This is a genomic window from Pseudomonas sp. ANT_H4 (genome assembly GCF_008369295.1).
Taxonomy (GTDB): Bacteria; Pseudomonadota; Gammaproteobacteria; order Pseudomonadales; family Pseudomonadaceae; genus Aquipseudomonas.
Window position 1 is genome coordinate 22,963 of record NZ_VOBG01000016.1, and the last position, 19,549, is coordinate 42,511.

At 58.4% G+C, this 19,549-nt stretch carries 14 protein-coding genes; 10 read left to right on the plus strand and 4 right to left on the minus strand.

What is annotated here, in order from left to right; translation table 11 throughout:
* Positions 1-20 precede the first annotated feature (20 nt).
* From FQ182_RS19560 to FQ182_RS19605, 10 genes are all read left to right on the plus strand, one after another.
* A complete protein-coding gene (locus FQ182_RS19560) occupies positions 21-1,454 on the plus strand; it encodes a sigma-54 dependent transcriptional regulator (protein ID WP_149413212.1) in 1,434 nt (477 codons plus the stop codon).
* Positions 1,455-2,178: 724 nt separating this feature from the next.
* Complete coding sequence (locus FQ182_RS19565) at positions 2,179-3,585, plus strand: polynucleotide adenylyltransferase PcnB (RefSeq protein ID WP_149413213.1); 1,407 nt, start codon at positions 2,179-2,181, stop codon at positions 3,583-3,585.
* A gap of 5 nt (positions 3,586-3,590) precedes the next feature.
* Positions 3,591-4,088 carry a 2-amino-4-hydroxy-6-hydroxymethyldihydropteridine diphosphokinase gene (gene folK / locus FQ182_RS19570; RefSeq protein WP_149413214.1) on the plus strand — a complete coding sequence of 166 codons (498 nt, stop codon included), beginning with the start codon at positions 3,591-3,593 and terminating at the stop codon, positions 4,086-4,088.
* A gap of 215 nt (positions 4,089-4,303) precedes the next feature.
* Positions 4,304-5,104: a 3-methyl-2-oxobutanoate hydroxymethyltransferase gene (panB, locus tag FQ182_RS19575; protein WP_149413215.1), complete on the plus strand. Its 801-nt coding sequence runs from the start codon at positions 4,304-4,306 to the stop codon at positions 5,102-5,104.
* Positions 5,101-5,952 (plus strand): pantoate--beta-alanine ligase, encoded by an 852-nt coding sequence (gene panC, locus FQ182_RS19580; protein ID WP_149413216.1) that lies wholly within the window; start codon positions 5,101-5,103, stop codon positions 5,950-5,952. Before panB ends, panC begins: the two co-directional genes overlap by 4 nt.
* A gap of 261 nt (positions 5,953-6,213) precedes the next feature.
* Positions 6,214-7,878 (plus strand): glucose-6-phosphate isomerase, encoded by a 1,665-nt coding sequence (pgi, locus tag FQ182_RS19585; RefSeq protein ID WP_149413217.1) that lies wholly within the window; start codon positions 6,214-6,216, stop codon positions 7,876-7,878.
* A 106-nt stretch (positions 7,879-7,984) separates the two neighbouring features.
* Positions 7,985-9,922 carry an acetate--CoA ligase gene (gene acs, locus FQ182_RS19590; protein WP_149413218.1) on the plus strand — a complete coding sequence of 646 codons (1,938 nt, stop codon included), beginning with the start codon at positions 7,985-7,987 and terminating at the stop codon, positions 9,920-9,922.
* Between the two features lie 16 nt (positions 9,923-9,938).
* Positions 9,939-10,808 carry an oxygenase MpaB family protein gene (locus FQ182_RS19595; RefSeq protein ID WP_149413219.1) on the plus strand — a complete coding sequence of 290 codons (870 nt, stop codon included), beginning with the start codon at positions 9,939-9,941 and terminating at the stop codon, positions 10,806-10,808.
* A 96-nt stretch (positions 10,809-10,904) separates the two neighbouring features.
* On the plus strand, positions 10,905-11,921 hold the full coding sequence (locus FQ182_RS19600; RefSeq protein ID WP_149413220.1) for a class I SAM-dependent rRNA methyltransferase: 1,017 nt from the start codon (positions 10,905-10,907) through the stop codon (positions 11,919-11,921).
* Between the two features lie 108 nt (positions 11,922-12,029).
* Positions 12,030-14,963, plus strand: a complete 2,934-nt coding sequence (locus FQ182_RS19605; protein WP_149413221.1) for a DUF748 domain-containing protein — start codon at positions 12,030-12,032, stop codon at positions 14,961-14,963.
* A 295-nt stretch (positions 14,964-15,258) separates the two neighbouring features.
* On the opposite strand, the gene FQ182_RS19610 is transcribed toward FQ182_RS19605, so the two are convergent.
* From FQ182_RS19610 to truB, 4 genes are all read right to left on the minus strand, one after another.
* Complete coding sequence (locus tag FQ182_RS19610; protein ID WP_025857115.1) at positions 15,259-15,606, minus strand: BON domain-containing protein; 348 nt, start codon at positions 15,604-15,606, stop codon at positions 15,259-15,261.
* 293 nt (positions 15,607-15,899) lie between these two features.
* Positions 15,900-18,005, minus strand: a complete 2,106-nt coding sequence (gene pnp / locus FQ182_RS19615) for a polyribonucleotide nucleotidyltransferase (protein WP_133103513.1) — start codon at positions 18,003-18,005, stop codon at positions 15,900-15,902.
* A 194-nt stretch (positions 18,006-18,199) separates the two neighbouring features.
* Positions 18,200-18,469 carry a 30S ribosomal protein S15 gene (rpsO, locus tag FQ182_RS19620; protein ID WP_003176135.1) on the minus strand — a complete coding sequence of 90 codons (270 nt, stop codon included), beginning with the start codon at positions 18,467-18,469 and terminating at the stop codon, positions 18,200-18,202.
* Positions 18,470-18,628: 159 nt separating this feature from the next.
* Positions 18,629-19,546, minus strand: a complete 918-nt coding sequence (gene truB, locus FQ182_RS19625; RefSeq protein WP_149413222.1) for a tRNA pseudouridine(55) synthase TruB — start codon at positions 19,544-19,546, stop codon at positions 18,629-18,631.
* Positions 19,547-19,549 lie beyond the last annotated feature (3 nt).

Below are 19,549 nucleotides of genomic sequence, written 5' to 3' on the forward strand. Positions count from 1 at the left end.
CCGTCGAGAGAACTGAATCAATGCCGCACATTTTGATCGTCGAAGACGAAACCATTATCCGCTCTGCCTTGCGTCGCTTGCTTGAACGTAATCAGTACCAGGTCAGCGAAGCCGGCTCGGTGCAGGAAGCCCAAGAGCGTTTCAGCATTCCCACGTTCGACCTGATCGTCAGTGACCTGCGCCTGCCTGGCGCGCCTGGCACCGAACTGATCAAGCTCGGCCAAGGTACCCCGGTACTGATCATGACCAGCTACGCCAGCCTGCGCTCAGCGGTGGACTCGATGAAGATGGGCGCGGTGGACTACATCGCCAAGCCTTTCGATCACGACGAAATGCTCCAGGCCGTGGCCCGTATTCTGCGTGACCGACAGTCAGTCAGCAGCACTCCAGCCGAGCGCCCAGCGGGCAAGGCCGTCAACGGCGCCGACAAGCCGGGGGTCGACAACAGTAATGGCGAGATCGGCATTATCGGTTCCTGCCCGCCAATGCAGGACCTGTACAGCAAGATCCGCAAAGTAGCGCCCACCGACTCCAATGTCCTGATCCAGGGCGAGTCCGGCACCGGTAAAGAGCTAGTGGCCCGCGCCCTGCACAACCTGTCCAAGCGCGCCAAGGCACCGATGATCTCTGTGAACTGTGCAGCGATTCCTGAATCCCTGATCGAGTCCGAACTGTTCGGCCACGAAAAAGGCGCCTTTACCGGTGCCAGTGCCGGTCGTGCCGGCCTGGTCGAAGCTGCGGATGGCGGCACGTTGTTCCTCGACGAGATCGGTGAACTGCCTCTGGAAGCCCAGGCACGTCTGCTGCGGGTGCTGCAGGAAGGCGAGATTCGTCGGGTCGGTTCGGTGCAGTCGCAGAAGGTCGATGTACGCCTGATCGCGGCCACTCACCGGGACCTGAAAGGCCTGGCGAAAATCGGACAGTTCCGTGAAGACCTTTACTATCGCCTGCATGTGATCGCGCTCAAGTTGCCAGCCCTGCGCGAGCGTGGTGCCGACGTCAATGAGATTGCAGATGCATTTCTGATACGCCAGAGCGCACGGGTTAACCGCACCGACCTGAAGTTCGCCGCCGATGCCGAGCAAGCGATCAGGCATTACTCCTGGCCCGGTAACGTGCGAGAACTGGAAAACGCGGTGGAACGTGCAGTGATCCTGTCGGAGAGCCCGGAAATTTCCGCCGAACTGCTGGGTATCGATATCGAGTTGAGCGATCTGCACGATGACGACTTCATCGGCCTGGCCCCGCAACAGGGCGGCAGTAACACTAGCCATGAGCCAACGGAAGATTTGTCACTGGAAGATTACTTCCAGCACTTTGTCCTTGAGCATCAGGACCATATGACCGAGACCGAGTTGGCCCGCAAGCTGGGTGTAAGCCGCAAATGCCTGTGGGAACGGCGCCAGCGCCTGGGTATTCCACGGCGCAAGACCGGGGTTGCCAGCGAAAGCTGATGCAGCGTCACACCAGGTAACACCCTCAAATGTGAAAAAACTGTTACCTCAGATATTTCACGTAACAAAAGCCGGGGCTTACGGTAACGAAGTCCCGGCTTTTTTTTGCCTGCCAAAAACCCGAAAGCGCCTTTAACCCCTATTTTGCTGGCCCGCGCAAAAGTTGGCACGCACCCTGCTATATGTTTAGTACAAGAACAATAACAAGCAATGCAAAAGACAATAAAAATAAGACGAATCGACTCACGCACAATAAAAACAACACGGCGGAGGCGCAGCTAACTGATTCTTTTGGAGAGGCGTTGCATTTGGGGCTTGCCCCGCAACCAGGCCGAGAACAACAAAAACTGCCCTAAGGCAGAGCCTGAACTGGTTGGATCATTGATCATCGCAACACAGCGACCAAAGCAATCCGTTTGCTCTTGACTCCCGATTGGGAGTGTCATGAAGGTAAAGCTTTATGGCGAGGGCGATCAACAAAAACAAGAAGCCCGAAATCAATAATAAAAATAGAGTACGCAACTACTTTCTCGGGGAGCTTCGGCTCCCCTTGTAGTTTCTACAATTTGGCTTGCGCGATTGACCGGTATCACCACTCTTTTAAGCTTCTGGCTCAAGGCTTGCAGCTTGTTCCTACACCATCCCCTGACTAAATGCTAGAATCCCCGCCCATCATGCGGTCATTCTTCGTTATGGCCGAACATTCCTTCAAACAGTGCATCCCATGCTGAAGAAGTTGTTCCAGTCATTCCGTTCTCCCTTGCGTCGTACGCAACATAAACGCAGCACGCCTGAAGTGCTCAACAGCAGCCAACATTCGCTGCAACGCGCCCAGTTCAGCCGTTATGCGGTGAACATCGTCGAACGCTTGCAGAACGCAGGCTACCAGGCTTACCTGGTGGGCGGTTGCGTGCGCGACATGTTGCTCAACATCACGCCCAAAGATTTCGACGTCGCCACCAGTGCCACGCCGGAGCAAGTGCGTGCCGAGTTTCGCAATGCGCGAATCATCGGTCGGCGCTTCAAGTTGGTGCATATCCACTTTGGTCGTGAAATCATTGAAGTGGCGACCTTCCGCGCCAATCACCCGCAAAATGATGAAGAGGAAGACAGCAACCAGTCTTCCCGCAACGAAAGCGGGCGCATCCTGCGAGACAATGTCTACGGCACCCTGGAAGAGGACGCGCAACGCCGCGACTTCACCATCAATGCCCTTTACTACGATCCGGTCAGCGAGCGCATCCTCGATTACGCCAATGGCGTACACGATATCCGCAACAACCTGCTGCGCCTGATCGGCGATCCGACGCAACGCTACCAGGAAGACCCGGTGCGGATGCTGCGGGCAGTGCGCTTTGCTGCCAAGCTGAACTTTGGCATCGAGAAGCACACGGCCACGCCGATTCGAGAACTGGCGCCAATGCTGCGGGAAATCCCTTCGGCACGCCTGTTCGAAGAGGTACTCAAGCTGTTCCTCTCCGGCTACGCCGCCGACACCTTCGAAATGCTCGTGGACCTGCAGTTGTTCGACCCGCTGTTCCCAGCCAGCGCCGAAGCACTGGAGCACAACCCGACCTACACCCACACGCTGATCAGCGAAGCATTGATCAACACCGACCTGCGTATCAAACAGAACAAACCGGTAACCCCGGCCTTCCTGTTTGCCGCCCTCCTGTGGCCAGCGCTGCCAGCGCGGGTGGTGCGCTTGCAGAACCGCGGCATGCCGCCGATTCCGGCCATACAGGAAGCGGCTCACGAACTGATCGCCGAACAGTGCCAACGCATCGCAATCCCCAAGCGCTTCACCATGCCGATCCGCGAGATCTGGGACATGCAAGAGCGCCTGCCACGGCGCAGCGGCAAACGCGCCGACCTGCTGCTCGACAATCCGCGCTTCCGTGCTGGTTACGACTTCCTGCTGCTGCGTGAAAGCGCTGGCGAGCAGACCGACGGCTTGGGGGAATGGTGGACCAACTATCAGGATGCCAACGACAGCGAACGTCGCGAGATGATTCGTGAGCTCAGCAGCAAGGGCGACGGCACCGGCGATGCACCGAAAAAGCGCCGTCGCAGCAGCGGTAGCAAGCGTAAACGCAGTGCTGCCGACACCCCGAGCGCGTCTGGCGAGTAAGTCCGATGAAGCGCGTCTACATCGCAATGGGCAGCAACCTGTCAGCCCCCGAAGAGCAATTGCACAATGCCGTCCAGGCATTGGCGCAATTGCCAAACACCACGCTGGCGGGCGTCTCCGCCTTTTATCAAAGTGATTCGTTACTCCCAGGCCAACCGCGTTATACCAACGCGGTCGCGGCCCTGGACAGCACCCTCGCGCCCATCGAACTGCTCGATGCGTTGCAAGCAATTGAAAACGACCAAGGCCGTGAGCGTCTTGAGCGCTGGGGCCCGCGGACCCTGGACCTGGACATATTGCTGTTCGGCGATTGGCTGATTGATGAGCCGCGCCTCAAGGTGCCGCACTATCAGATGCATTTGCGAGCGTTCGTGCTTTACCCGTTGGCCGAACTGGCGCCAGCCAGCCTGCAATTGGCCGATGGCCGCACCCTCAGCGACCTGCTCGCCGCCTGCCCGTTCGTTGGTCTGGAGCGCCTCACTCCTGCTGAATCGCATCAGTAACAGCGGTAACACCCCGATCGTAACAATGCGGTAACACATCCAATTGACTTCCAGAGTCCTCCTCACGACTATAGGCGTCCCGCTGCCGCCAACCCGGCGCTAAAGGGCGCAATCCAGGCCTTATAAGCACTGTTTTTTAAGAAAGTGCGCCTGTATAAACGAAGACTCACGCGCGTTACTCGCTGTTTCCAAGCGCCTGAACGAGGACCCTTTTCATGCCAGACATTACCCTGACCACCTTGCAGAGCCTCAAACTCAAGGGTGAAAAAATCACCATGCTGACCTGCTATGACGCCACCTTCGCCCAGGCTTGCTGCCAGGCCGGAGTCGAGGTGTTACTGGTGGGTGACTCCCTGGGCATGGTCCTACAAGGGAATGACAGCACGCTGCCCGTCACCACCGCCGAGATCGCGTACCACGTCGCCAGCGTCAAACGCGGCAACGACGGGGCCATGATCATCGCCGACCTGCCGTTCATGGCCTACGCCACGCTTGAGCAAACCTTCAACAACAGTGCCCAACTGATGCAGGCCGGTGCGCACATGGTCAAAGTGGAAGGTGCCGCCTGGCTCGCCGAGTCGATCCGCCTGCTGGCAGAGCGTGGCGTGCCGGTGTGCGCACATATGGGCCTGACGCCGCAGTCGGTCAACATCCTTGGCGGTTACAAGGTCCAGGGCCGCAATGAAGCCCAGGCGCGCCAGATGCGGGCCGATGCCATCGCTTTGGAACAGGCTGGCGCCGCCATGATCGTGCTGGAATGCGTACCCAGTGAATTGGCCGCAGAAATCACCCAGGCGGTAAAAATCCCGGTAATCGGCATTGGTGCAGGCGCCGCCACCGACGGCCAAGTTCTGGTCCTGCATGACATGCTCGGGCTGGCCCTCACCGGTCGCGCGCCGAAGTTTGTGAAAAACTTCATGGCCGGCCAAGACAGCATTCAGGCCGCCTTGAGCGCCTACGTCACCGAAGTCAAAGCCGTCACCTTCCCAGGCACCGAACACGGGTTTTCTGCATGAACACCGTCAAGACCGTGCGCGAACTGCGTGCCGCCGTCGCCCACGCCCGCAACGCGGGCAAACGTATCGGCTTCGTGCCTACCATGGGTAACCTGCACAGCGGCCATGCAACGCTGGTCAGCAAGGCATCCCAGCAAGCGGACTTCGTGGTGGCGAGCATTTTCGTCAACCCACTGCAATTTGGCGCAGGCGAAGACCTGGACAAATACCCGCGCACCCTGGCGGCGGATCAGGAAAAACTCCTGCAGGCCGGTTGCAACCTGCTGTTTGCACCCACCGTTGAGGAAATGTATCCCGGCGGTACGACCGGCCAGACGCGCGTCAGTGTTGCGCACCTGTCCGAAGGCCTGTGTGGCGCCAGCCGTCCAGGGCACTTCGAAGGCGTGGCAACAGTGGTCAGCAAGCTGTTCAACATGGTCCAGCCTGACCTGGCGATATTTGGCCAGAAGGACTATCAGCAACTGGCGGTCATTCGCGCCATGGTGCATGACCTGAACATGCCGATCCAGATCATCGGCGAACCCACCGTCCGCGCGGACGACGGGCTCGCGCTGTCCTCGCGTAACGGTTATCTCACCGAAGAACAACGGGCAATCGCCCCGGTGCTCTACCGCAGCCTCGGCCAGATCGCCACGGCCATTAAAAGCGGTGAGCGTGACTTCGCCAAGTTGCGCGCCGAGCAGATGCAGCAGATTGAAGCCGCCGGCTTGCGCATGGACTACCTGGAGGTTCGCCAGGGCCAGCACCTGCGCCCGGCAACCGCCGAAGATCGGGATGTGGTGATTCTGGTGGCAGCCTATCTGGGTGCTACCCGGCTCATCGACAACCTGCATCTGAACCTGAACTGACCGACCCGCCGCTTTGCACCCAAAAGCAGCCCGCCTGTTGCACTGCCTGATGCGCCGGTATAAAAAAGTACCGGTCACAGCGCAGACAAAGCCAAGACAGAATGAGTCGCTAGGTTTACTGTAATCGCCCTGCGTTATTGGTTGGCGTTGACGCAGTAGACCGTAACCCATCGTTTTATACTTCCACGGCATAAAACTGGACGTTCCGGGCTTTCAAATGTCCTAAAGGCAGTCCCAGCAATAAAAAGGAAACCCGCAGCGATGGCGTACTACCGCACTCCCCATGACGTTACCGCTCTGCCCGCCTGGCAAGCGCTCAATCAACACCGCCAAGCCATGCAGGATTTCAGCATGCGCGAAGCCTTTAATGCCGATCCACAGCGCTTTACCCAATTTACCTTGAGTAACTGCGGACTTTTCCTCGATTACTCAAAAAACCTGATCACCAGCCAAACCCGCGACCTGCTGGTGGAGCTGGCCAAGGAAGTCGACCTTCAGGGCGCGATCAAGGCGCTGTTCAACGGCGAGCCGGTCAATTCCTCCGAAGATCGCCCAGCGCTGCACACTGCACTACGCCGCCCGGTTGGCGACAAGTTGTCGGTCAACGGCGTGAACATCATGCCCGACGTGCATAAAGTGCTGAACCAGATCACTGACTTGGTGGGCCGAATCCACGACGGCCTGTGGCGCGGTTACACCGAGAAGCCAATCACCGACGTGGTCAACATCGGCATCGGTGGCTCGTTCCTCGGCCCGGAGCTGGTATCCGAAGCGCTGTTGTCCTACGCCCATAAAGGTGTGCGCTGCCATTACCTGGCGAATATCGACGGCAGTGAGTTCCACGAGCTGACCATGAAGCTGCGCGCCGAGACCACGCTGTTTATCGTCTCGTCGAAGTCCTTCAACACTCTGGAAACCCTGAAAAACGCCCAGGCCGCTCGCGCCTGGTACCTGGCCCAGGGTGGTTCGGAAGCTGAGTTGTATCGCCACTTCATCGCCGTATCGAGCAACAACGCGGCGGCCGTGGCCTTCGGTATCCGCGAAGAAAACATCTTCCCGATGTGGGACTGGGTCGGCGGCCGTTACTCGCTGTGGTCGGCCATTGGTTTGCCTATCGCCCTGGCCATCGGCATGTCCAACTTCAAGGAACTGCTGTCCGGTGCCTACACCATGGACCAGCACTTCCAGACCGCACCATTCGAGCAGAACATGCCGGTGCTGCTGGGTCTGCTCGGCGTGTGGTATGGCAACTTCTGGGGCGCGCAAAGCCACGCGATCCTGCCGTACGACCACTACCTGCGTAACATCACCAAGCACTTGCAACAGCTGGACATGGAATCCAACGGCAAGAGCGTGCGCCAAGATGGCACGCCGGTTTCCACCGATACCGGCCCGGTCATCTGGGGTGGCGTAGGTTGCAACGGCCAGCACGCCTACCACCAGTTGCTGCACCAAGGCACCCAATTGATCCCGGCCGACTTTATCGTGCCGATTGTCAGCTTCAACCCGGTCTCCGATCACCACCAGTGGCTATACGCTAACTGCCTGTCCCAGAGCCAGGCACTGATGCTCGGCAAGACTCGCAGCGAAGCCGAAGCAGAGCTGCGTGACAAGGGCATGGCCGAAGACGAGGTGCAGAAACTGGCACCGCACAAGGTTATTCCCGGCAACCGTCCAAGTAACACCTTGGTGGTGGAACGCATCAGCCCTCGTCGCCTGGGCGCGCTGGTGGCCATGTATGAGCACAAAGTGTTCGTGCAGAGCGTCATCTGGGGTATCAACGCCTTCGACCAATGGGGCGTGGAGCTGGGCAAGGAACTGGGTAAGGGCGTCTACAACCGCCTGACCGGCAGCGAAGAAGAACCGGCCGATGATGCCTCGACCCAAGGGTTGATCAACTACTTCCGCGGTCGCCACCGCGGTTGATGTGAGCCTCAAGAGGCCAACGTCCGTTTGGACGTTGGCCTTGAACCCTCCCTCCACAGGGTGCATCTTTATCTCTTGTCGCAAATAACAAGAATAAGGATCCCTCATGTTCGATATCAGCACGTTCCCCAACGCCGATGCCGTCCGCCGAGCTGCGCAACTCAGTCAAGAGGACTATCAGCGCCTCTACCGCCAATCCATCGAGCAACCCGACACCTTCTGGGCTGAACAGGCCAAGCGCTTTCTCGACTGGATCACACCCTGGCAAAGCGTCCAGCAATCGGACATCAACACCGGCGCCGCCCGCTGGTTTGCCGGTGGTCAACTGAACGTCAGTTACAACTGCATCGACCGTCACCTTGCGCAACGCTCCAATCAGCCGGCCTTCATCTGGGAGGGCGATGATCCGACAAAATCCTCCAAAATCACCTACCGCCAACTTCATCAAAACGTTTGCCGCCTGGCCAACGTCCTGAAAAACCGCGGCGTGAAGAAAGGCGATCGTGTGTGTATCTACATGCCGATGATCCCCGAAGCGGCCTACGCCATGCTGGCCTGTACGCGCATCGGTGCCGTGCACTCGGTGGTGTTTGGTGGTTTTTCCCCGGACGCCCTGCGCGACCGTATTCTCGACGCAGACTGCCGCACCGTGATCACTGCCGATGAAGGCGTACGGGGCGGTAAACCCGTGCCGCTGAAACAGAATGTCGACAAGGCTCTGGCCAGTTGCCCCAACGTCAGCACGGTGCTGGTGATTGAGCGTACCGGCGCGGCAGTCAATTGGGTGGAGGGCCGCGACCTCAAGTATCAACAGGCATTGGACGCCGTGAGCGCCGACTGCCCACCCGAACCCATGGACGCCGAGGACCCGCTGTTTATCCTCTACACCTCCGGCAGCACCGGCAAACCCAAGGGCGTATTGCACACCACCGGCGGCTACTTGTTGCAAGCGGCGATGACCTTCAAATACGTGCTCGATTACCGCGACGGCGAGGTGTTCTGGTGTACCGCCGATGTCGGCTGGGTCACTGGCCACAGCTACATCGTCTATGGGCCGCTGGCCAATGGCGCGACCTCGTTAATGTTCGAGGGCGTGCCAAGTTATCCGGACAGCTCGCGCTTCTGGCAAGTGATCGACAAACACCAGGTCAATATCTTCTACACCGCTCCCACCGCATTGCGCGCCCTGATGCGCGAAGGCCACGGCCCACTGGAAAATACCTCCCGCGCCAGCCTTCGGTTGTTGGGCAGTGTCGGCGAGCCGATCAACCCGGAAGCCTGGGACTGGTACTTTAATGCGGTCGGCGAACAACGTTGCCCGATTGTCGATACCTGGTGGCAGACTGAAACCGGCGGCATCATGCTCAGCCCACTGGTCAGCGCTCAACACATCAAGCCGGGGTGTGCGACCCAGCCGATGTTCGGCGTGCTACCGGTGCTACTCGACGAGCAAGGCAAGGAAATCAGCGGTGCTGGCAGCGGCATTCTCGCAATCAAGTCCAGTTGGCCAGGGCAGATCCGCAGCATCTATGGCGATCCGCAACGGATGATCGACACCTACTTCAAGCCCTATCCCGGTTACTACTTCACCGGCGACGGTGCGCGACGGGACGAGGACGGTGACTATTGGATCACCGGGCGCATTGATGACGTGATCAACGTATCGGGCCACCGCATCGGTACTGCTGAGGTCGAAAGCGCCCTGGTGCTGCATGACAAGGTGGCCGAGGCAGCGGTGGTAGGTTATCCCCATGACCTCAAGGGCCAGGGCATTTATGCGTTTGTCACGCCGATGAATGGCGTCGAGCCCAGCGACGAACTGAAAAAGTATTTGCTGGAACTGGTCAGTAAAGAGATCGGCAGCTTTGCCAAGCCCGAGTTGATCCAATGGGCGCCGGCCTTGCCGAAAACCCGCTCCGGCAAGATCATGCGGCGCATTCTGCGCAAGATCGCCTGCAACGAACTGGACAGCCTCGGGGATACCTCGACCCTGGCCGATCCCAGCGTGGTCGAGGGTCTGATCGACAAACGCCTGAACCGATAGGAAAACCCGAGTCGCCATGGAATTTCTGCGTAGCCGCATCGAAACCCAACTGATGAGTCTGACGGGGCTGTCCCTGGGCAATCTGGACCTAGAAAACCCCAAGGGCGATCCAGGCCTGTTCGGTCCGGGCTCGGTGAGCTGGCAGGTCCATGGTGACTTCAGCAGTATGTTGATCGGCGGCATCAGCGCCTTGATGCTGCAGGCGTTGCACCCCCTGGCGCTGGCCGGGGTTTGGGACCATTCGAATTTTCGCGAAGACATGCTCGGGCGTTTGCGGCGCACCTCGCAGTTCATTTCCGGCACCACGTTCGGTTCCCGTCGCGACGCCGAGTGGCTGATCGAAAAGGTGCGCACCATCCACCTGCAAGTGGTCGGGCATGCGCCTGATGGCCGACCCTATGCCGCCAGCGACCCGGAGTTACTGACCTGGGTGCATGTGGCTGAAGTCAGCAACTTCCTCGCCGCCCATCTGCGTTATCGCAACCCGGATTTATCGCCAAGGGATCAGGACCGGTACTACACCGAAATCGCCCTGGTCGCCGAGCAACTGGGGGCTCGTCATGTGCCGCGCTCACGTCAGGAAGTGGCCGACTACCTCGAACGAATTCGACCACAACTGCTGTGTGACGATCGCAGTCGAGAAGTGATGCGGCTGCTGCTCAAGGCGCCCGCCCCCAGCACCCTGGCCAAGCCCTTTGGCTCGCTGATGATGCGGGCCGGTATTGATCTGCTGCCGAACTGGGCCAGCGACATGCTTGGGCAACAACAAAGCCCATTGCAACGCCAACTGATCCGCGCAGGTGTCAGGCGTAGTGCGCCGTTGTTGCGCTGGGCAATGCGTAACGGCTCAGTACAAAGAGCCCACAGGCGTATGGGCCTGCATTAAAAACATCGCGGGCTTGCCCGCGATAACTGCGTCAGCGGCACCACAGAGCTGAGAACTGTTAAACTCCTGCGCCCCCAATCACCCAAGGCGCGCTCCATGTCTTCCCTGAATCAGGCGCTGCGCGCCGCCCTCGATCATCGCCAAGACCTGCTTGTTGAGCTTCACGCGCAAGGCACCGATAGCTATCGCCTGTTTCACGGCAGCCAGGAAGGCGCCAGCGGCCTGACCATCGACCGCTATGGCCCGCAGCTGCTGGTACAAAGCTTTCACCAGTCCTTGGAAAGAGGCGATCTGTTGGAGCTGCACCAAGCCATCAATCAGCACCTGGGCCTGGAATTGCTGCTGGTCTACAACGACCGCTCCCGAGGCAACTCGCGCATCGACCGCGAAGACACCGTCTACTGCGCCGAACCTGCCGCCCTGGAAAACCTGGTCGGCCACGAATGGGGACTCAATTACCGCGTGCGCGGCCGCCATGTTGGGCAAGACCCCCTGCTGTTTCTCGACCTGCGCAACACCCGCGGTTGGGTCAAGGACCACAGTGCCGGCAAAAGCGTACTGAACCTGTTCGCCTACACCTGCGGCGTGGGCCTGAGCGCAGCGGCCGGTGGCGCCCGTGAAGTGTGCAACCTGGATTTCGCCGAGAGCAACCTCGCGGTCGGTCGCGAAAACGGTCAGCTTAACCCGCAGCTGCCGGCCATGGAGTTTGTGCAATCGGACTACTTCCCGGCAATCCGCCAGTTGGCTGGTCTGCCGATCACTCAGCGGCGCGGCCAGAAACTGCCGAGTTATCCACGCCTGGAGCAACGCCAATACGACCTGGTGTTACTCGACCCGCCAGCCTGGGCCAAAAGCGCCTTCGGCACCGTCGACCTGCTGCGTGACTATCAAAGCCTGCTCAAGCCGGCACTGCTGGCGACGGCCGATAGTGGCGTGCTGATCTGCTGCAACAACCTGGCAAAAGTCAGCATGGATGACTGGCGTGAGCAGGTACTGCGTTGCGCTGAAAAAGCCGGGCGTCCGGTCCGCGACTGGAAAATCATGACCCCGGGCGCCGACTTTCCCTCACAAGACCAGCAGCCACCGCTAAAGACCCTGATCCTGCAACTGTAAGACTTGCCCCAAAAGTATCCGCCTACAGCAATAAAGGCGCTGCTCTTCGGAACCGTAAACCCGTGCCATACTCCAAGGCACTTCTAATCGACGTAGATGGCGCCTCACATGCCCAAAGGATTGATACGCGCCGCTGGCGCCTTGCTGACCGCCCTTGCACTCTACAGCTTGCTGGGCTTCCTGATTCTGCCCGGTATTGCCCTTCGCGTGGCCAATCAACAGTTGGCCAATTACGCCACCGTGCCAGCGCGCATCGAGCGGATAGAGCTCAACCCGTTCAGCCTTGAGCTGACCCTCTGGGGCCTGAAAATCGGCGAACCGGGCAAAGAGCAGGTGGGTTTTGAACGCCTGTATGCCAATCTGCAGATAGACAGCCTCTGGACCCGCGCCCTGCACCTGACAGACGTACAACTGGACAAGCCTAAGACGCAATTGCTGTTCAACAAGTCCGGCACACTCAACCTCGCGCAGTTGTTCAAACTGCCTGCCAGTGAGCCCACCCCTGTCGACCCTGACAGCAAGCCGTTCCCGCTGCGCATCGAGCGCATCAAGCTGGCCGACGGCTACGTACACTTCCAGGATTTGCGCCCCAGCGAACCCATTGAATTTCTCTACGACAAACTCGACTTCGAGCTGAAAAACCTCAGCACGCTGCCCGACGACAATGCCGATATGACCTTGGTCGCAGCCGGCCCCGAGGGCGGTCAGATCGACTGGAACGGTAACTTCAGCCTGGTGCCGATTGCGTCCGAGGGCAAGCTCAAGGTCACCGATGGCAAGATGAAGGTCTGGTGGCCGTATGTGCGTGACGCGCTGCCGCTGGTCCTCGAAGACGGCTTGCTCAACCTCAGCACCGACTACAAGCTGAACCTGGCCAAGGAAACCGAGCTGAACCTGACCAATACGTCCGTAAGCATCGCGCCCTTTGCCATCAAGGCGCCAGATGGCCGGCCACTGGTACGCCTGGAGCGCCTGGACGTCAGCGAAACGACGGTGGACCTGGCCAAGCAGCAAGTGATCGTCGGCAAGATCCGCAGCAATAAACTCGAAACCTGGGCAGCCCTTGAAGCCGACGGCCAATTGGACTGGCAGAAGCTGTTCGCCAGCCAGCCGAGCAAGCCTCAAGCAGCACCTGAGCCCGCGACTGCACCCGCCACCGCCGACTCGCCAAAGCCTGCACCCGCCGCACCCAGCAAACCCTGGCAAGTGCTGCTCAAGGACGTCCAACTGCGCAACTATCAGGTGCATTTGGCTGACCGCCAGGCTAAACCGGCGGTAGCGCTGGAGCTGGGCCCACTGAATGTCGATTTGCAAAATTTCGACAGCCTCAACCAGAGCCCTTTTACCCTCAAGCTCGACACTGGCGTGGGTAAACAAGGCAAGATCCAGGCAACCGGCCAGGTCAACCTGAACCCGGTCAGCGCCAAATTGAAAGTGGACACCAAGGACATCGACCTGCGGGTCGCCCAGTCCTATATCAGCCCGTTCATTCGCCTGGAGCTGCGCAGCGGCATGCTCGGCAGCAATCTCGACGTGAACCTCAAGAGCACCGAGCCCCTTGCATTCCAGATCACCGGTCGCGCGCAGGTTGATCAGTTGCACACCTTGGACACTCTCAAGACTCGCGACTTCCTCAAGTGGCAGCGCCTGGTGGTGGAGGGTCTCAACTACCAGCACGGGGACAGCCTCTCGATCGACAAGGTCAACCTGCTGCAGCCCTATGCCCGCTTCATGATCAATGACGACCGCACCACTAACGTCGATGACCTGCTCATTCCTCAGCCGGCCGACAGTGGCGCGAAGCCGGCGGCCAAATCAGCAACGAGCAATCAAAAGCCCCTGGGTATTCACATTGGCCAAATTGCGATCAATGACGGTTCAGCCAACTTTGCCGACTTCAGCCTGACCCCAAACTTCGCCACCGCCATTCAGCAGCTCAACGGTCAGATCGGCACCATCGACAGTCGTCAGGCCAAACCCGCCAGCGTCGACATCAAGGGCAAGGTCGACCGCTATGCGCCTGTCACCATCAAGGGTAGCGTCAACCCGTTTGACCCGATGGCGGCGCTGGATATCGCCACCAGCTTCAAACGCGTCGAACTGACCACCCTTACGCCGTACTCGGGAAAATTCGCCGGGTTTCGTATCCGTAAAGGTCGACTCAACCTGGACCTGCACTACATCATCACCAATGGCCAGCTGAAAGCGCAGAACAAGGTAGTGGTCGAGCAATTGCAGTTAGGCGAAAAAGTCGACAGTGCAGACGCCGTAGACCTGCCGATTCGCCTGGCAATTGCCCTGCTCAAGGACACTGACGGCAAAATCTCCATTGAGTTGCCGGTTACCGGAGACCTGAACAACCCGCAATTCAGCGTGATGCCGATTGTCTGGCAGACCCTGCGCAACTTGGTGCTGCGTGCAGCCCAGGCGCCATTCAAGTTTATTGGGGGGCTGATTACCGGTGGCGGTTCAGAGGACCTAGGCACGGTGTCGTTCGCAGCCGGCTCCAGCGACCTGAGCAAGGATTCCGAATCGGCGCTGAACACCTTGGCCAAGGCGCTCAAGGAGCGACCAGCCCTGCGCCTGGAGATTGAAGGCACGGCCGCTGCCAGCAGTGACGGGCCTTTGTTGGCCGCACAACGGCTGGAGCGGGAATACCAGTACAACTACTACAAGATACTCCAGCGCCGTGGCGATAAAGTCCCGGCCCAGGCGTCGCTGATTGAAGTACCCGAAAGCGAAAAAGCGCCGCTCCTAGAAGGCATCTATCGCACTCGTCTGAAACAGCAGCCGCCAGCTGAGTGGAAAGACCTGAGCCGTGATGAACGTACCGCGAAGTTGCGGGACGGTTTGATCAAATTCTGGAGCGCAAGCGACGTGCTGCTACGCCAACTGGGCCAGGACCGCGCCAGCAGCATCAAGGACTACCTGGTGGACAAAGGGCAACTGGAAGACGACCGGGTTTACTTTATCGATGCCAACCTGGGGCAAGCGGAGAAGGATGGTCGGGTGATTACCCAAATGCATCTGGATGCCGAGTAACCCCAACGACGACCCGGCACCCCATAGCCGTCGAGCATTAGCGAGGCTGCGTGTCACTTGGGGGTCGACCTGATAGAGGTGGTGCGGCCGTCGTAGCCTCGCTAGGGCTCGACAACTACTGCTTATTCCCTCTCCCACATAGAACAGGCCCCGGCACAAGTGCCGGGGCCTGTAATGACCACATCCGTGTGGTCGGTCGCATGAACCTGTGAGGTGCATTGAGCAGATATCTAACTGAGCAGATATCTAACTCGCTCGCCGCCGCCTTCGCCTAGTCCAGGCGATTTGTTGAGCGTTACTCTGCTTTCAGGCCGTCGGCCGAAACAGCTTTAACGCCTTTGATCTTCTTGGTGATGTTCACCGCAGTAGTTTTCTGCGCTTCAGTCACAGCGACGGTCGAAGACAGGGAAACTACACCTTTGTTGGTTTCGACTTTGATGTCGGTACCAGGAATGCCTTTCTCGGTGACCAGATCACTTTTCACTTTGGTGGTGATCCAGGTGTCGGAGGTCGCTTCCTTGGCCTTGGTCACTTCACCGGCAGCTACAACCATAGGCGCCTGGGAAGTTTGAGCGAAAGCCACGTTGGCCATGGTCAGGGTCAGAGCGGTGGCAGTTGCAGCAGCGATAGCGAACTTCTTCATACGAGTAACTCCTGTTTTATAAAAAGTCTGCAGCGTGTAAACGCTGATGCTGCAGGGTTACCAGTACTATTGCAGACGCTGTGCCAAGTTTCGAGAGCAACAAAAAACCTTAAAAATCAGCATGTTATAAAAATAATAATTTTCGAAATCGTGCAATTTGCATGAAGCCAATCGTAGCTGCATGCAAGTTGCGGTTTTTGAGTTTGGCTAAACAGCTGATTTCATGGCACTTTCCTGCAGACATGAAAAAGGGACTCCGAAGAGTCCCTTTTCAGCGTACAGCTACGGGGTGATTAAACGCCCGACGCCTTGGCTGCTGCAACGTCCTTGATGGACAGCTTGATACGACCGCGGTTGTCCACGTCCAGTACCAATACTTCCACTTCCTGGCCTTCTTTCAGAATGTCGGTCACTTTCTCAACGCGAGCATCGCTCAGCATGGAGATGTGAACCAGACCGTCCTTGCCCGGCAGGATGTTGACGAATGCGCCGAAGTCGACGATGCGCTCAACCTTACCAACGTAGATCTTGCCGATCTCGGCTTCAGCAGTGATGCCCAGAACGCGCTGACGCGCAGCTTCTGCGGCTTCCTTGGTTTCGCCGAAGATCTTGATCGAGCCGTCGTCTTCGATGTCGATCGAAGCCTTGGTCTCTTCACAGATCGCACGAATAGTCGCACCGCCTTTACCGATGACATCACGGATTTTGTCGGTGTCGATTTTCATCGCGATCATGGTCGGAGCATTTTCCGACAGCTCGGTACGGGACTGAGCAATGATCTGGTTCATCTGGCCGAGGATGTTCAGGCGCGCTTCCAGGGCTTGGCCCAGAGCGATTTCCATGATTTCTTCGGTGATGCCTTTGATCTTGATGTCCATCTGCAGCGCGGTAACACCTTTGGCGGTACCGGCTACCTTGAAGTCCATGTCGCCCAAGTGGTCTTCGTCACCCAGGATGTCGGTCAGGACGGCGAATTTCTCACCTTCTTTAACCAGACCCATGGCGATACCGGCAACTGGGGCCTTCATTGGCACACCAGCGTCCATCAGAGCCAGGGAAGCACCGCAGACCGAAGCCATGGAGCTGGAACCGTTGGACTCGGTGATTTCCGATACGACGCGGATGGTGTACGGGAACACGTCAGCAGCAGGCAACATGGCCTGAACCGAGCGACGAGCCAGACGGCCGTGACCGATTTCGCGACGACCAGCACCGCCCATACGACCACACTCGCCCACCGAGAACGGAGGGAAGTTGTAGTGCAGCATGAAGGGGTCTTTTTTCTCGCCTTCCAGGGTGTCCAGCAGCTGTGCGTCACGGGCAGTACCCAGAGTCGCGACTACCAGAGCCTGAGTTTCGCCACGGGTGAACAGAGCCGAGCCGTGGGTTTTAGGCAGAACACCGACTTCGATGTTCAGCGGACGTACAGTCTTGGTGTCGCGGCCGTCGATACGTGGCTTGCCGTTAACGATGTTTTCGCGAACGGTGCGGTATTCGATTTCACCGAAAGCGGCTTTGACTTCGCTGGAGGTCGGCTGACCTTCTTCACCGGACAGCTTGGCAACAACCTGGTCTTTCAGTTCGCCCAAGCGAGCGTAACGGTCGGCCTTGATGGTGATGGTGTAAGCCTGGGAGATCGCGTCGCCGAACTCGGAACGGATAGCGCCCAGCAGAGCAGTGGCTTCTGGCTTTGGAGCCCAGGTCCAGGTTGGCTTGGCTGCTTCGGCGGCCAGTTCTTTGATGGCGTTGATCACCACCTGGAACTCGTCGTGAGCAAACAGTACCGCGCCCAGCATCTGGTCTTCGGTCAGCTCTTTGGCCTCCGATTCAACCATCAGAACGGCTTCCGACGTACCGGCAACGACCATGTCCAGGCTCGAAGCTTTCAGTTGTTCGTAAGTCGGGTTCAGCAGGTAGCCAGTGCTTTCGTGGAATGCAACGCGGGCACAGCCGATAGGACCATCAAAAGGAATACCGGAGATTGCCAGTGCAGCCGAGGTACCGATCATCGCAGCGATGTCCGGATCGATTTTTTTGCTGGTAGACACGACGGTGCAGACAACCTGCACTTCGTTCATGAAGCCTTCTGGGAACAGCGGACGGATCGGACGGTCGATCAGTCGGGAAGTCAGGGTTTCTTTCTCGGAAGGACGGCCTTCACGCTTGAAGAAACCGCCAGGGATCTTACCGGCAGCGTAAGTCTTTTCCTGGTAGTGGACAGACAGAGGGAAGAAGCCCTTGCCTGGATCGGCTTGCTTGGCACCAACAACGGTCACCAATACGCTGACGTCGTCGTCAACGGTGACCAGCACTGCGCCGGAGGCCTGACGGGCGATACGGCCTGTCTCGAGGGTAACGGTCGACTGACCGAACTGGAATTTTTTGATTACCGGGTTCACGGTGTCCTACCTTCTTTGTGGCTCTTGGGGAACTTGTCTTCTTGCGAAATTCTTGGGCAATGTCGGGAGTCGGCCCAACGCCTGTCCAGGGTAAAACGTGTATCCAGATAAAACTTGAGGCTGGGAGCCTGCCATGGGCCAGCGGGAATCCCACTGACACACGGCAGACAGCCAACCTCTAGCGCAATCGCTGATTAGCGACGCAGACCCAGGCGACCGATCAGAGCCTGGTAACGGCCCAGATCTTTACCTTTCAGGTAATCCAGCAGCTTACGACGCTGGTTTACCATGCGGATCAGACCACGACGGGAGTGGTGATCTTTACCGTTGGCCTTGAAGTGACCTTGCAGCTTGTTGATGTTGTGGGTCAGCAGTGCAACTTGCACTTCTGGCGAACCAGTGTCACCAACAGCTTGCTGGTAGTCAGCTACGATTTGAGCTTTTTCTTGAACGTCGAGAGCCATGAGGCAATCCTTTTATCAGGAAACCATCCAAGGGACGGTTTCAACAGGCCAGGGACAAATCCCTGTATCTAAAAATGAGTAGTGACCGTGCCTGCTAACAGCCACCCTCGTTCCAGTTTGTATAAAAGCAGCTGCGCTTTTACCTCAAACTGGTTCCGGTCATTCTGACCGAATCAGTCGACGCGGCGCGATTCGCCCGTCTTCGCTCACTTCACCAATACCGATAAAGCGACCGTTATGATCCTGTACCCGCACCATGCCGAACTTCGGGGCATCCGGAGCGCGTACCGGCTGGCCGTTAAGCCAATAGAACGCGCTGTGCTCCGAGAAGTGCAGCAATGGCCAATCCAGCAAACCGCTGTCCGATGGCATCAGGAAGCGATCAACCGCCTCGTTGCCGCCTTCGGCATGTACGGCTTCCAGTTCTTCCAGCGTGACCGTCTGGGCCAAGGTGAAAGGGCCTGCCTGGGTCCGTCGCAGTTCTGCAACGTATGCGCCACAGCCTAGTTGCTCACCAATATCTTCCACCAGGGTACGGATATAGGTGCCTTTGCTGCAGTCCACCGCCAACCGAGCAGTGTCGCCTTCGCAGGCGAGCAATTCCAAGCGCGCAATAGTAACAGAACGCGGTTCGCGCTCCACCACTTCCCCAGCACGCGCCAGCTTGTAAAGGGGTTGGCCATCACGCTTGAGCGCCGAGTACATCGGCGGTATCTGACTGATTTTCCCACGAAAAGCGGGCAAAGCAGCTTCAATATCAGCACGACCAACGGTCACGTCACGAACCCGCAAAACATCACCTTCGGCGTCTGCCGTGGTGGTGGTCTTGCCCAGTTGCGCCAGGGTTTCGTAACCCTTATCGGACTCAAGCAGGTATTGCGAAAACTTGGTGGCCTCGCCAAAGCACAATGGCAGCACGCCAGTGGCCAGGGGATCAAGACTACCGGTGTGCCCTGCCTTCTCGGCATTGAGCAGCCAGCGCACTTTCTGCAAGGCAGCATTGGAGGTAAAGCCAATGGGCTTATCGAGCAGAATGATGCCGCTGACGTTACGACGGATACGTTTGACCTGAGCCACCGA

Excerpts from the sequence above, each read along its gene's own strand:
- FQ182_RS19560 (WP_149413212.1), top strand. The coding sequence starts at position 21 with ATGCCGCACATTTTGATCGTCGAAGACGAAACCATTATCCGCTCTGCC.
- FQ182_RS19565 (WP_149413213.1), top strand. The coding sequence starts at position 2,179 with ATGCTGAAGAAGTTGTTCCAGTCATTCCGTTCTCCCTTGCGTCGTACG.
- folK (WP_149413214.1), top strand. The coding sequence starts at position 3,591 with ATGAAGCGCGTCTACATCGCAATGGGCAGCAACCTGTCAGCCCCCGAA.
- panB (WP_149413215.1), top strand. The coding sequence starts at position 4,304 with ATGCCAGACATTACCCTGACCACCTTGCAGAGCCTCAAACTCAAGGGT.
- panC (WP_149413216.1), top strand. The coding sequence starts at position 5,101 with ATGAACACCGTCAAGACCGTGCGCGAACTGCGTGCCGCCGTCGCCCAC.
- pgi (WP_149413217.1), top strand. The coding sequence starts at position 6,214 with ATGGCGTACTACCGCACTCCCCATGACGTTACCGCTCTGCCCGCCTGG.
- acs (WP_149413218.1), top strand. The coding sequence starts at position 7,985 with ATGTTCGATATCAGCACGTTCCCCAACGCCGATGCCGTCCGCCGAGCT.
- FQ182_RS19595 (WP_149413219.1), top strand. The coding sequence starts at position 9,939 with ATGGAATTTCTGCGTAGCCGCATCGAAACCCAACTGATGAGTCTGACG.
- FQ182_RS19600 (WP_149413220.1), top strand. The coding sequence starts at position 10,905 with ATGTCTTCCCTGAATCAGGCGCTGCGCGCCGCCCTCGATCATCGCCAA.
- FQ182_RS19605 (WP_149413221.1), top strand. The coding sequence starts at position 12,030 with ATGCCCAAAGGATTGATACGCGCCGCTGGCGCCTTGCTGACCGCCCTT.
- FQ182_RS19610 (WP_025857115.1), bottom strand. The coding sequence starts at position 15,606 with ATGAAGAAGTTCGCTATCGCTGCTGCAACTGCCACCGCTCTGACCCTG.
- rpsO (WP_003176135.1), bottom strand. The coding sequence starts at position 18,469 with ATGGCTCTCGACGTTCAAGAAAAAGCTCAAATCGTAGCTGACTACCAG.